This window comes from Clostridium sp. AF19-22AC (assembly GCF_003479085.1).
Classification (GTDB): Bacteria; Bacillota; Clostridia; order Lachnospirales; family Lachnospiraceae; genus Faecalicatena_A; species Faecalicatena_A orotica.
Genome location: NZ_QUGN01000005.1, coordinates 78,763 through 92,785, shown reverse-complemented (window position 1 = coordinate 92,785; position 14,023 = coordinate 78,763). Strand labels below are relative to the sequence as shown.

The window sequence follows — 14,023 nt, the reverse complement described above, 5'->3', positions numbered from 1 at the left end:
CCTTTCACCTTTAGATGCTGTCTATGATACTACTAAAGTGGTTCTGTAAAAACATCCAGTTATTCACGAAATAACCAGTCCAGTTCTGGATCATGCATTGCCGGACATGCTTTATCTTGTCTCAGGCGGCAGTTTTTGTTATAGTAAACTCAGACAGAAATGCTTCACACATGCCCTTTCATTTCGTTAAGAGGGGCATCGGTTAAAAGATGCCCTAACAGGAGAATCACATGATCAGAATCGCAATTGTAGAGGATGAGGACAGCTATATCGAACAGCTGACCGGGTACCTCCAAGAATACCGGAAAACTGCAAATGAAGACTTCGATATCACCGTCTACCGGGATGGTGATGCCGTTGTCGCCAGTTATAAAGCACAGTTTGACATTATCCTGATGGATATCCAAATGCGCTTTGTGGACGGCATGACCGCGGCAGAAGAGATACGGAGCCAGGATTCAGAAGTTGTCATCATCTTCATTACCAACATGACGCAGTATGCTATCCGGGGCTATGAGGTTGATGCTCTCGATTATATCCTGAAGCCGGTCTCTTATTTTGCATTCAGCCAGAAATTGAGCCGTGCCATAGCCAGAATTAAGAAGCGGGAAAGTAAATACGTCACTGTCTCTGTGAAAGGCGGCATCCTGCGCCTGAATGTATCGGATATCTATTATATAGAAAGTGCCGGGCATGACCTGATCTACCACTGCGCAGGCGGGAACCACACGGCATCAGGCACTATGAAGTCCGCAGAGGAAGAATTTGGGGGAATGAGTTTTTCCCGCGGCAACAAGTGTTACCTGATTAATCTGGAACACGTGGAAGGGATTCAGGACAAGTGCGCGGTTGTCCGGGGAGAACACCTGCAGCTGAGCCGTCCCCGCATGAACACATTTATGCAGGACCTGACCAAATACTGGGGGGAGATTAAATGAACCAGACAGATATAAACCTCATACTGCCCGACATCCCGAGGCTGTACACTGCACTTGCCGAATGGCTTGCCTGCATCCTGTGTATTCTGGAGATGAAACGGCGCATAAATGGCTGGAAGCTGGCCCTTACCTCTGCCGGAGCGCTTATACTCCAGGCCGCTTTTCTGACCTTAACAAAAGGACTCGGCGATTTCTGGTGGATTCTATGTATGGCCGCCGCTGTCGGGCTGATGTACCTTTTTCTCTTCCGCTGCTGTGACACCCATCTCAGGGACATCGGCTATTACTGTGTACGTGCCTTCGTTATCGCCGAGCTGGCCGCATCTCTGGAGTGGCAGATTGACTGCTATTTTTACTATACCATGAACTGGCAGGCCGGCTGGCTTCGGGTATTATTGCTGGTCGTGATCTATGCGGCAGTTTTTTTTACGGCGTGGGTGCTGTACCGGAAAACAACCTCCGGCGAAGACGGGCTTCAGATTACCTCAAAGGAACTTACTGCCTGCATTATCATCGGGCTGGCAGTCTTTCTTATGAGCAATCTTGGATTCGTGTCAAATTCAACCCCATTTGCCGGACATCAGACTGCCGAGATCTTCAACGTCAGGACTCTCATAGACCTTGGAGGCGCGGCAATCCTATATGCCTACCATATCCAGAGGATCGACCTGCGGACCAAACTGGAGCTGGAAAGTGTACAGAACATTCTTCACAACCAGTATATCCAGTACCAGCAGTCTCAGGAAGCGATGGACATTATCAACTATAAATATCACGACCTGAAGCACCATATTATTGCCCTCAAGTCGGAGGGAAACGACCAGAAAAGGAATGAATATCTGGATAAAATGGAAGAAGAAATACAGCACTATGAGGCCCAGAATAAAACCGGGAACCAGGTACTGGACACACTCCTTACCTCTAAGAACTTGTATTGCCTGAAAAATCAGATCTCCATGACCAGCGTAGTGGACGGGAGTTCCTTTGGCTTCATGGATGTCATGGATATCTGCTCCATCTTTGGAAATGCCTTAGATAACGCGATAGAATGTGAGAAAAAAATAGCCGATCCTGAAAAAAGACTGATTCATGTATCCGCATTTACACAGAAAAACTTCCTGATCATACGCTTTGAAAATTATTATGAGGGGGTTCTTACGTTTGACGAACAGCTCCCTGTAACGACTAAGAAAGAGCCCCAGTTCCACGGGTACGGCCTGAAAAGCCTGCGGTATACCGTTCGGAAATACGGTGGCGAAGTTGACGTCAGCACGCAGGATAACTGGTTTAACCTGAAGATTCTAATTCCCTTGAAGATGTAAAACAGACACCGAATTTGGCAATATGCACGAATTTCGGTGTCTGTTTTTATGTAATTTTACTAACAGTTTTGCAATTTGTGCAAAAAAAATGCAGTTTATGCGTAAACCCGCACGGATGTAAAACTTCTGTTAAAATCTTATTATCCAATACTAAAGGAGGAGAATCAGGTGAAACATCAGGATCTTATCGATAAAATGACGCTCGCGGAGAAGGCAGCGTTTTTAAGTGGAAAGTCAGAATGGGAAACGAGAGATTTTAAGCGTCTCGGTATCCCTTCTATTTTTTGTTCCGACGGCCCTCACGGAATCCGCAAACAGGACGGCGCCGGAGACCATCTCGGTCTGAATGCATCCCTGCCGTCGACCTGCTTTCCAACCGCTGCTGCTGTGGCAAACAGCTGGGATGAAGAACTCGGACAGGAACTTGGCGATGCACTGGGTGAGGAAGCAGGTTCCTTAGGTGTCAACGTTCTTCTCGGCCCGGGTCTGAATATAAAAAGAAGTCCGTTATGCGGAAGAAACTTCGAGTATTATTCAGAGGACCCATATCTTGCCGGAAAGATGGCCGCATCTTATATCAGGGGAATTCAGAAACGCGGCGTGTACGCATGTCCAAAGCATTTTGCAGTAAATAGCCAGGAACTGCGCCGTATGGCAATGAATTCTGTTCTGGACGAACGTACTCTGAGGGAAATCTACCTGACCGGATTTGAAATCGCCGTGAAAGAAGGCGGCGCAAAGGCCATCATGACAAGCTACAATGAAGTAAACGGTACATATGCCAATGAAAACACACATTTGCTGAAAGACATTCTGCGGGATGAATGGGGCTTTGACGGCATCGTCATTACGGACTGGGGCGGTTCCAACAGCCATACCCGCGGTGTTTTGGCAGGATCTGACCTCGAAATGCCTACTCCCGGACTCGACTCAGCACGTGAAATTTTGCAGTCCATAAAAGACGGAACTCTCAAAATGGAAGAACTGGATTCCTGTGTGGATCATCTCTTAGATGCGGTACTCACACTCAGCGAAAATACTGAAACTATGAAACGCAGTTTTTCAGAGACCGCCCATCACGGACTTGCCAGAAAAGCTGCAAGTGAAAGTGCAGTACTGTTAAAGAATACAGATCAGATTCTCCCTCTTGCCGCCAAGAGTAAAGTTGCAGTCATCGGAGACTTTGCCTTCGCACCGAGATATCAGGGGGCAGGCTCTTCTGTCGTGAATGCTACTTTCGTTGAGATAACCGAAAGAATCATCCAGAATTACGACCTTCAGGTTACAGGATGCAGCCGCGGCTATCAGCGGACAGGCGGTGAAGATGCGGCCCTGAAAAAAGAAGCTCTGGACCTTGCCGGGAAAGCGGATGTCGTACTCTACTATTTTGGTCTGGACGAACTCAGCGAATCCGAAGGAATGGACCGTACACATATGCGTATCCCACAGAATCAGATTGACCTTCTCGAGGCACTGGTTCAGGTCAACCCTAATATCGTAGGCGTAGTAAGTGCAGGTGCTTCTTTTGAAATGCCGTGGCACTACTGCTGTAAGGCTATCCTGCACGGTTTTCTGACCGGGCAGGCAGGAGCCAGTGCAATGCTGGATATACTGACCGGCAAAGTCAATCCTTCCGGCCGCCTGAGCGAAACTTATCCGGTCAAATATGAAGACACACCGGCCTTCAGGAACTTCCCGGGTACAGAGCGGAATTCCGAATACCGGGAGGGCCTCTTCGTCGGCTACCGGTACTATGATACTGCAAAAGTACGGGTACAATATCCCTTCGGCTACGGGCTTTCCTATACTACTTTCGAATACTCTGACTTAAAGACAGATGAGTGGGGTGCGACATTCACTATTAAAAACACAGGCGCACGGGACGGTGCAGAGGTCGCCCAGCTCTATGTTTCAAAGCCTGATAAGGAAGTTTTCCGTCCTGTGAAGGAATTGAAAGGATTCAGGAAGGTATTTTTAAAAGCAGGTGAAAGCAAAGAAGTGACCATTCCTTTTGATGATAAAACATTCCGTTACTGGAATGTCTTAACAAATCAATGGGAAATCGAAGGAGGTAATTACCAGATTATGATCGGCGCCTGTGTTGCAGATATCAGGCTGACGGCAGATGTACAGATTGAAGGGTCAACAGACTTCTTCCCATACAAGAAAGAAACGCTCCCTTCCTACTATTCCGGATTGGTACAGCAGGTCAATGACAAAGAATTTGAGACACTGCTCGGACACCCGGTCCCGGATGGGAAGTGGACCGGAGAGCTCGGTGTCAATGACGCTATCTGCCAGATGTACTATGCCAAAAGCGGTCTTGCCAGACTGATCTACCGGATCCTCACACACCTGAAGAAAAAGAGCGAGGCCAAAGGAAAGCCTGATTTGAACATATTGTTTATCTATAATATGCCTTTCAGGGGAATTGCAAAGATGACCGCAGGTGCCGTCAGCATGGACATGGCGTACGGTATGGTAGAAGTTGTAAACGGACATTTCTTCAAAGGAATGAAGAAAATCATTGGTGGCTTCTTTGCCAATTCTAAAGCCAATAAAGCATATGAATCGAAACTTGCAGGAAAGTAAAATACAGGAGGTTTAATCAATTATGGAAAGCGAAGTTAAAAAGGCCGGTTTCTGGAGTAATTTTAAGGAAAAGCATCCCGGCATCGCACAGTTTATCGTATTTTTTATCATCAGTAACGGGGTCACCGTACTCCAGATGATTATGATGCCGCTCATCAAGTATTTGTTCGGCTTCACATCTCTGGTAAGCACGGCATTTCAGGTACTGCCTGTAGGGCATAATCTGGACGGAAGCATTTATTATGTATTCGACTATGCTGCAGGCTCTATCGCAGGCGGGGGCGGCGGTGGTCTCGCCTATTTCCTCGCCGTTGAGATCACGCTTCTGCTTGCACAGATTATCAATTTCTTCCTTCAGCGGAATGTAACCTTCAAGTCTAATACAAGTGTGGTAAAAGCCGCTGTATGGTATTTCATCGCGTGGGTAATTATTTCCGTCGGGGCTGCCGCACTGCAGGGACTTTATAAAACACCAATCTATGATTTCTGCATGAATATGATGGGGCAGGGTGCCGGTATGACAGTCGCGGATATCATAACCATGCTGATCAACTGTGTCATCTCCTTCTGGGTATTCTTCCCGATCATGAAGATTATTTTTAAAGAGAAAAAAGAAGCGTAAAACAAAATCAGATAACATACAAAAAGGACTTGCCGGTGTGCAGGTCTTTTTTTGTAAGAAAAGATATTTTTTTGTAGCAATTTACTTTTGATTGTCGTCTAATAAATATAAGTGTATTTTGCAGACATCAAACAGTTACGGTTCACATAGAACCTGTAGCTTACAGGGGGGAACAAAGTGGAAGAAGTAAAACGATCCACGGATATCAGACTGGTTAGAAAAGCAATCCGGGGCAGTGTCGACGCCTACGGTGAACTTATAGCAATACATAAAGATTATCTGTACCGGATGGCATACCTGCATTCCGGCAGTGAGGATGCCGCGCTGGAAATTGTGCAGGAAACGGTACTGAAGGGCTTTCATTCTATTAAAACCCTTCAGAATCCTGCGGTATTCAGGTCCTGGATGACCACAATCCTAATACATATATCCAGTGATTATTATAGGAGGAATGTTCCATTTGCAGAGCTCAGTGAAGAAGAACAGGAGCAGGAAAACAGCGGAATTTCCGCAGAAGAAAGACTGGACCTGTATGCCGCAATCCGCAGGCTTCCTGAGCATTACAGAATGGTCATCGTTCTGAAATATTTTGACGGGCTGAAACAGGATGAGATCGCCGGGATCATGAATATTCCCCGGGGAAGTGTTTCTTCATATCTGACACGTGCTAAAAAAGAACTCAGAAAAAGCCTGGAGGAGGGGTATTTAAATGGATAAAAGATTTGAACAGATTCCCGTATCCGAAAAGCTGGACGGCGTGATTGACCACTGCATGGAGCAGCTTCGTAAGGAGCAGAAAAGTAAGAGAAAAAACCGGGTGAAAAAGACATTTATTTCACTTGGTGCAGCTGCGGCTGTTTTCGTGTGTGCCGTTTTCTTCGGGGCAAGTAATCCCAATGCAGCCGAAAGTATCCCTCTGATCGGGCATATCACCCGTTTGATGCAGGGGGAACAAAAACCTGCCCAGAAGTATATACAGGAATCTAATGGCGTAAAAATAACAGTTTCTGAGGTGACCCATGACAATCACTGGATTTCTATGAATGTGGAATTTTACAGTAAATCTGGCTTTCCGGAAGAGATGTATGCCAATACATCCAGTACAGAATGTGGTCTGCTTGAATTTATATCCGAAATCCGGTTTGATTTTTATGATCAGACAATTGCTGATTCCTCGTATATGAAAGGCAGCTTCACAGATGAAAATACTTATTTCGGGAAAATCAATATTCCGATTGACCAGCGCATCCCCGCATCCGCCAGAAGAGATATGAAAATCCCAAAAGAATTCGGCTTCATCTGGAATGTCAGTATTATATATGACTGGCCCTATGATTTATGGGAATACGCTTTGAATGAAGAAAAGCCACACCACTACTACAACAACTACTCCATTATACCAAACAATGGTTTCGGAGGAACCTGGGATTTTCAATTCAGTGTCCCACTGAAATTTAACCAATAATCTTTTTCTGAGTCGAGAAACGGAGGACACCGTATGCATACACAAATGAAGAGAAAAACTGCCGGCAAAAAATATTCAAACAAAGGACACAGAAATATGTCTGATATCCACACTTCAGTTCCAAAAAAGGTCTGGATTGTCATAGGCAGCATTCTCTGTCTGCTTCTTCTTATTTACATAGCCATCTCCGTGTTTTTTATGAGCCATTTTTTTATGAACACCGGGGTTAACGGACACAACTTTTCCGGAAAGACAGTATCGGACGCCGAAAGGTATCTGAAGGATCAGGTAAACGATTATTCCCTGACAATCCGGGGAATGGACGGAACGACAGATGTCATCAAAGGGGCTGATATTTCCCTTGTATATGTCGATAATAATCAGATAGAAAATATCCTGAAAAAACAAAATCCATTTCTATGGCCCCAGTCTGTTTTTTCCAAGAAAGCCGTCAGCATTACCATTGAATTATCTTATAATAAGGACGCTCTAAATCAGGCTGTCGGTTCGCTCCATGCGGTAACCACCGTGCAGACCCCGCCTGTGTCTGCACAGCCAGAATTCGACGGCACCCAGTTTGTCATCAAACCAGAAACTTACGGAACCGCGGTTGACATGAACGTATTAAAAGAAAAAATCACATCCGCCATTATGAAGTTTTCTTCCGAAATCAATCTCGAGAAGGAAAAATGCTATGCACTCCCCAAATACACCTCTGAGTCAAAAGAGTTGAAGCAGGCCTGTGCCGAAATGAATAAATACTGCAAGGCAAGTATTACTTACCGGATGAATGAAGCCGTAGTGGTCGATAAAATGCTCATCTCAACATGGCTTACAACCGATGACAATATGAATGTCATTTTTCATGAGGACGCCGTTAAAAACTGGCTGGAAGAATTTGGTGACAAGTATGATACCGTCGGCACTACAAGGACCTTCACAACCCCATCCGGAAAAAGCGCCACCGTGACGGGAGGCACTTACGGATGGTCGGTCGATGAGGATACTGAATTTGAGAATCTGAAGAACAGCATTAAAAACGGCGAAACCATAACAAGAGAACCAGAATACTATATCGGAGGAACCGCCGCTGCCCATGCAATGCCCGACTGGGGAGACACCTTCGTCGATGTGGACCTGAGCGAACAGCACATGTGGTATGTCGTAAATGGTTCTATCGCCCTTGAAACAGATGTAATCACCGGAGAACCAATCCCTGAAAAAATCACTCCCGAGGGCACTTATTCTCTGCAGGATAAAAAGATGCACGAAATACTGGTCGGCAGTATCGATCCCACTACCGGGAAACCTTCCTATGAGACAGAGGTGACCTACTGGATGCGCATCACATGGGATACAGGCATCGGCCTGCACGACGCTATATGGCAGAGTGGATTTGGGGGAAACCTGTACCAGATCCCCAATATCGGATCGCACGGATGCATTAATATGCCACTTGACATGGCCGGTTCTTTGTACGACATGATAGAAATAGGAACGCCTGTCATTGTTCACTATTAACAAGCTTATACAACGATGAAAAAGAGCCGGAACCAGACATATTTGTATCTGATTCCGACTCTTGATTATCCGGCTAGACCGTTTTCCGGTTCTTATACTTTTTGAAAAGCAGTATTTCACTTCCTACAAAGAGTATAGCCAGCAGTACATCCACACCGATAAATATCTTTACCCATCCCGGTGTCCCCGTTTCCTTAGCCATTGCATTGGAATTTGCCAGCGCATACAGGTTCTCATGACTCGCCCTGCGAAGTGCAGTAACGGTATTGGCATCCTCTGTATTTGTGATCAGGCCATCTCCGCCTGTCATGGAAAGCCCCTGTGTTAAACCGCTGCGGATTCCCCTGTTCAGATCCATATAGAAGTCAGCAAGCGGGTCCATCGCATCTGTGATTACAGCTCCGTGGAATCCCCATTCATCCCGCAGCACAGTCTGAAGCAGTGACTGGCAGCTTCCTGCCCACTGGGTTCCGATTGAGTTAAAGGATGACATGCATCCAAGGCTTCCACCTTCTTTAAAGCTCTTTTCAAATGCCTTTAGATAGATTTCCCTGATCGACTGTTCCGTTGCCCAGGTACATATACCGTTTGTTCTGTTTGTTTCCTGGTCATTCAAAGCGAAATGTTTTACATAGCAGATAACTCCCTGTGAAGTGGCTCCGCCTACTTCTTTGCCGCCTATGATGCCTGCCAGTGTACCGTCTTCTGAATAATACTCAAAATTTCTTCCCGCAAATGCACTGCGGTGGGTATTCATGGCAGGACCATACCATCCTGTCACGCCGAGTTCTACACACTCTTTTCCAACCTGTTCTCCCCTCGCCTGTGCCAGTTCTTTATTCCATGTGGCTGCAATCATAGCTGCCGGAGGATATGCCACTCCGCTGATACTGGAGTTGAAATTGCTCGTAATCCCTGCTGGTCCGTCACATGCAGTGGATTCAGCCGCCTCAGCAGAATCTACAGCTATCATATGGAAACCTCCGTCAGCAACCAGTGCAGACATTTCATCTACAGTCATCTGGTCAAGCAGCTCATCCCATTTAGCATCATCATAATCAAGTCCCTTCATATCCTGTATTGTCAGGCCATTGTCAGCCCCTGTCACAGGCATTTCTGCATCCGGGTCATCATATTCTGAAGCATCATATGTATTTTTGCATTGATAATCTGCAATCTGCTCTGATGTCATTTCTACATTTCCCGGTGCTTTTGTAACTTCATCATAGTTGGCAAATCCATCTTTTCTGCTGAGATAAGTCACATCTCCCCTTGCAAAATCGAACTGATTTGTTACAGCTGTTTCGTCAGTAGAACGCTTTCCGTCATTCTCGTCATTATATATGATATCTTTCTCAACAGTAATTTTCTCTGAATCTAATACTGTATGAGAATCGCTGTTAAGTGTAATTGCATAGTCACCATGCTCAAGAACATAACTCTTGTTGTTTATGTCATCATAGGATGCCATATCTTCATAGTTGAAGGTAATACTAATTGTCTGTGAATCTCCCGGTTCCAGAATTTCTGTTTTTTCGAAATCAAGAAGATTCGTACTTGCTTTTTCAATTCCACCATTATAATACGGAGGCGTATAATAAATCTCCACAACATCTTTCCCGGCAGTATCACCAGTATTCTCCACAACCACCTCTAATGTAACGGATGTTCCATCGTCTTTTATGCTGGTGATTTCCTTATCAAAAGTTGTATAAGACAGACCGTAGCCAAACGGATACTGTACCACGGAATCATAATCAATCTGCCCTTCAGCTGCCGCTGTTTCATAATATTTGTATCCTACATAAATGCCTTCCACATAGTTTACAAACTTAGCTTTATTCTCCTCTGATCCTGTGATTTCATTTGAATTACTGTAGTCGAAATTCCCAAAATTGTTGTAAACAGGTGTAGACATTAAATCATACACATAGGTATCTACCAGTTTTCCTGAAGGATTTACATCTCCGCACATGATAGAGCCGAGTGCATTAAATCCTGTCTCCCCTGCGCCTGCACACCACAGTGCAGCCTTGATATTTTCATACTCGTCAAGCCATCCAAGCTCCATTGCATTTGCTGAGTTTATAATAACGTAAACTTTTTCAAATCTGTCATTTACACGCTCAACCATCTCTGCTTCTCTTGCTGTTAATTCCAGATAGCTCTTTTCTGAACTCAAATCTTCTTCGTTTGTAGAATATGTAACTTCTCCTCCCATCTGAGTTGTATTGTATGTATTCTCATCTGACATTTTCTCGGGCAGGTCAGGGCCTTCTCCGCCTGCACGAGTGATTACTATGACTGCCGTATCAGAAAACGTCTCTGCATCCTCAAAAATACTGTTTTTATCATATTCTTCCATAGTCGGCTGGGGTGATGTCCAGTCTACTTCTCCCATACCGATAGATGGCCGGTCTGAACGATACTCTTTATAGAAGTCTGTCAGTGCAGTATTCAGTTCAAATCCAGCATTTTCAAGTCCCTGAAGCAACGACACAGCATTTTCTTCGGAAACACTTCCTGAACCCGTACCGCCATAAATAGGCTGCGTACTCCCCCAACCGAATACATTCAGTTTAGTACCCTTATTGACAGGCAGTGCATTATCTTCATTTTTTAAAAGTACAACGCCTTCATCAGCAATCTCTTCGCATAACTCTATGGATGCTTGTTTTGTCTCTTCACTTAACCCTTCAGAGCCTGTCATCACTTTATTAATCAGAGAGTACTCTATATTCAGACAGATTACATTTGCTGCAACAGCAACCGCGAGAATACTGGCCAGAATAGACTGGCCACGCACCATTTTCCTGATGCCCACTTCTTTTCTGACCACTGCAATACTCACGATAACCGCTGCTATAATCACAACTACTGCTATAATCAGCGGCACTTTAATCGCATTCAGTGTACTGTACACATCATCCATTGATACTGCAACTGCACCGCCGAAAAGCATATCATAAATCTTTCGGTAAGCAAAATAGGCGGCTGCCACTATTACTGCCACTATAATCAGCGGCTTTAACCATTTGTTCTTTTTCTCTTCCATCATAACTCCTTTTCATACTTTATTTGCGCGCGCTTTTTAAAACTGTTATGATTTTAACAGCCATAAAAGCATTTTTATATTTATTCGACATGACATGTAAAAATATAGTATGAAATGCACCCGTAATTTCTAAATGAAATGACATCAAAACAAAATGGTAGTATAATAAAATCTGTTTAAAGATATAAGACTTTAAAAGAGGTATGTCTTATCACAGGAGGAGTTAACATATGAACACTTATCGTGCAGCAATATGCGAGGATAGTCCGAGGACTCTCGATGTCATACACGAACAGCTTTCTGAGGAGTTCTCCCGACGGGATTTCAATATAGTTTTTGACTGTTATACTGAACCAAAGGCACTGTTGGATGTCTGTCATGCTTCCGGGAAATATCAAATTCTTTTTCTCGATATTGATATGCCCGAAATTAACGGGATTGAATTGTGCCGCAGAATACGGAATGATTATCCTGAGGTGATTACAGTGTTCATCTCTGGAAAGGAAAAAATGGTCTTCCAGACTTTCGAAGTGCGTCCTTTTCGTTTTATCCGCAAGAGTCATTTTACGGAGGAACTCCCTGCACTGGTAAATGACATCATTCATGAAATGAGGATGCAGGAAGGCACCTCTGTTTCTGTAGAAGAACGTTACTCCGGTAATATTTATTCACTGAATACCAATCAAATAATCTATATTGAATCTCTCGTTAAAAACTGCCGTATAGTACTTACCACTCAAGAACTTTTAATTCAATACCGGATTAAGGATTTTGAAGCTCTGCTGAAACAATATGGTTTCCTGCGCCCACACAGAAGTTTCCTTGTTAATTACAGGTACATATTCAGCATTCAAAAAAACACCTTAATACTTGATAATAAAGAAACAATTCCTTTGAGCAGAAATCGGATTACTACGATAAAAGAAGAATTTATTACATTGAATTACGGAGGCGCTTAAATGTTTCAAACAATATTAATATGGACGGAGGCAACATTTACCTTCGCTTTCCTGATTCTTGCACTTGCCTGTACATATCCTTTTAAGAAAAACAGATTTCCACCGTATGCGGTCACTATATTCTGGATTCTCCTTTTTACGGCAGTGTATAAACCGTTGGAAATCTATACCGGAAGCTTTTACGTTTACCTTGCTGTTGTGTTTATATTTGCATTTCTGTTCACCTTTTTATTCCAAAAGCAGGGATTGTTTGCCAAAACAGCATTTATCATCGCTTACATCTGCAGCATTGTTTTTATAAAATCAAGTCTCCTTCCTCTTTTATCCGCTACGCATCAAACTCTGGATGGAGAACTTACAGCTGCCGGACATGCCATATTTTATACGGCCCTCGCGATGTGTACTTTGTTTTTCAGTTCTCATCCACTGATTTTTCAGCCCCAGCTGCCTCAAAAGTATATTTGTTTAATGACACTCTCCCCATTTGCTATTGCAGTTCTGGCTCAGATGTATATTTCTTTTGCCAGACAGAATGACTCTAATTTATTTTTTTCTGTTGCAATGCCGCTCTGTATCCTATGTATAATACTGATTAATTACTACCTGAATTATCTGATTATTTCTACTTTTGAAAATGTACTTGAAACTAATAGTTTTAACCAGAAACTGCAGTTACAGATTGATAATATGAACCGCTCTTCGGCAATAATCTCACAAATACGTCAGGAAAAGCACGAACTGAGGAATAATTATTTTTATATACAGTCACTAGTGAAAAGAAAAAATTATGAAGAACTTGAAAAATATCTGGATACAGAACTTGAATATCGTTTTAATACTATGGAAGAATTTCAGACCGGCAATGTCATGCTGGACCACCTGCTCACACAGAAAGTCAGCGAGGCACGGGAACAACAGATTCATGTAATTACAGACATTCTCCTGATATCGAAAATTTCTATAAAAGATAACGACTTATGTGCTGTGCTAATGAACCTGTTGGATAACGCTATAGATGCCAGCAAAGCAGAAATCGAAAAAGATATTCATATCACACTTTCTGTAGTTAAAAATTACCTGAATATTCAGGTGAAAAATAAATGCTCCTATGATGTTCTGAAAGAAAATAAGACCTTGAAGACAACTAAAAATGATAAAGATAATCATGGGCTTGGGCTTAAAATCATCCACTCCATTGTTGATAAGTATAATGGAATTTTTAAAGCCAGTATGGAAAACGGTTACTTTGTCGTACATATTATGCTGGAACTGAATGATATGTAGGTTACTGTCTATTATTGGGGCCGGCTCTTTGGCAATGTTACGCTAAGGCCCCAGCCTGCCAGCGTGGTAACCGGCTGGGGACTGAACAGTAACACAGTCTGTTTCCTTATTTCAATTTCGTCAAATTGCCCAATTGCTCTATCCATTATCCTGTGCTATACTCTCATCAGAAACTTCGAAAGGTAATCGCCTTTCATTTTTCAATCGGCAGTTCGCCGGTTTACCCAATTAATTACTTATTAGAACCGCAGAAAACAATGAATCT

The 14,023-nt window shown here is 43.6% G+C and carries 10 protein-coding genes; 9 read left to right on the top strand and 1 reads right to left on the bottom strand.

The features are described from left to right. Positions 1–230 precede the first annotated feature (230 nt). The 7 genes from DWX43_RS07660 to DWX43_RS07630 all read left to right on the top strand — a co-directional run bounded on the left by DWX43_RS07660 (position 231) and on the right by DWX43_RS07630 (position 8,460). Entirely contained in the window at positions 231–938 is a 708-nt protein-coding gene (locus DWX43_RS07660; protein WP_118619871.1) for a LytTR family DNA-binding domain-containing protein, read from the top strand. Continuing rightward, positions 935–2,260, top strand: a complete 1,326-nt coding sequence (locus tag DWX43_RS07655) for an ATP-binding protein (RefSeq protein WP_118619869.1) — start codon at positions 935–937, stop codon at positions 2,258–2,260. Before DWX43_RS07660 ends, DWX43_RS07655 begins: the two co-directional genes overlap by 4 nt. 168 nt (positions 2,261–2,428) lie before the next feature. After that, a complete protein-coding gene (locus DWX43_RS07650; protein WP_118619867.1) occupies positions 2,429–4,852 on the top strand; it encodes a glycoside hydrolase family 3 C-terminal domain-containing protein in 2,424 nt (807 codons plus the stop codon). Between the two features lie 22 nt (positions 4,853–4,874). Further along, positions 4,875–5,474 (top strand): hypothetical protein, encoded by a 600-nt coding sequence (locus tag DWX43_RS07645; protein ID WP_109730642.1) that lies wholly within the window; start codon positions 4,875–4,877, stop codon positions 5,472–5,474. A gap of 177 nt (positions 5,475–5,651) precedes the next feature. Continuing rightward, entirely contained in the window at positions 5,652–6,191 is a 540-nt protein-coding gene (locus DWX43_RS07640; RefSeq protein ID WP_243099269.1) for a sigma-70 family RNA polymerase sigma factor, read from the top strand. Next, a complete protein-coding gene (locus DWX43_RS07635) occupies positions 6,184–6,939 on the top strand; it encodes a DUF4179 domain-containing protein (protein ID WP_118619865.1) in 756 nt (251 codons plus the stop codon). The genes DWX43_RS07640 and DWX43_RS07635 overlap by 8 nt, the downstream gene beginning before the upstream one ends. Before the next feature lie 33 nt (positions 6,940–6,972). Beyond that, the gene (locus DWX43_RS07630; protein ID WP_243099268.1) at positions 6,973–8,460 is read left to right on the top strand and encodes a L,D-transpeptidase family protein; all 1,488 of its coding nucleotides are present in this window, start codon (positions 6,973–6,975) and stop codon (positions 8,458–8,460) included. Positions 8,461–8,533: 73 nt separating this feature from the next. On the opposite strand, the gene DWX43_RS07625 is transcribed toward DWX43_RS07630, so the two are convergent. Continuing rightward, entirely contained in the window at positions 8,534–11,518 is a 2,985-nt protein-coding gene (locus DWX43_RS07625; RefSeq protein ID WP_243099267.1) for a glycoside hydrolase family 3 C-terminal domain-containing protein, read from the bottom strand. Positions 11,519–11,745: 227 nt separating this feature from the next. Here DWX43_RS07625 and DWX43_RS07620 point away from each other — a divergent pair, with 227 nt between their 5' ends. Then, on the top strand, positions 11,746–12,474 hold the full coding sequence (locus DWX43_RS07620) for a LytTR family DNA-binding domain-containing protein (RefSeq protein WP_118619861.1): 729 nt from the start codon (positions 11,746–11,748) through the stop codon (positions 12,472–12,474). Further along, positions 12,475–13,758, top strand: a complete 1,284-nt coding sequence (locus tag DWX43_RS07615) for a GHKL domain-containing protein (protein ID WP_118619859.1) — start codon at positions 12,475–12,477, stop codon at positions 13,756–13,758. It begins immediately after the preceding gene. The last annotated feature ends 265 nt before the right edge of the window (positions 13,759–14,023 follow it).

Excerpts from the sequence above, each read along its gene's own strand:
- DWX43_RS07660 (WP_118619871.1), top strand. The coding sequence starts at position 231 with ATGATCAGAATCGCAATTGTAGAGGATGAGGACAGCTATATCGAACAG.
- DWX43_RS07655 (WP_118619869.1), top strand. The coding sequence starts at position 935 with ATGAACCAGACAGATATAAACCTCATACTGCCCGACATCCCGAGGCTG.
- DWX43_RS07645 (WP_109730642.1), top strand. The coding sequence starts at position 4,875 with ATGGAAAGCGAAGTTAAAAAGGCCGGTTTCTGGAGTAATTTTAAGGAA.
- DWX43_RS07635 (WP_118619865.1), top strand. The coding sequence starts at position 6,184 with ATGGATAAAAGATTTGAACAGATTCCCGTATCCGAAAAGCTGGACGGC.
- DWX43_RS07630 (WP_243099268.1), top strand. The coding sequence starts at position 6,973 with ATGCATACACAAATGAAGAGAAAAACTGCCGGCAAAAAATATTCAAAC.
- DWX43_RS07625 (WP_243099267.1), bottom strand. The coding sequence starts at position 11,518 with ATGATGGAAGAGAAAAAGAACAAATGGTTAAAGCCGCTGATTATAGTG.
- DWX43_RS07620 (WP_118619861.1), top strand. The coding sequence starts at position 11,746 with ATGAACACTTATCGTGCAGCAATATGCGAGGATAGTCCGAGGACTCTC.
- DWX43_RS07615 (WP_118619859.1), top strand. The coding sequence starts at position 12,475 with ATGTTTCAAACAATATTAATATGGACGGAGGCAACATTTACCTTCGCT.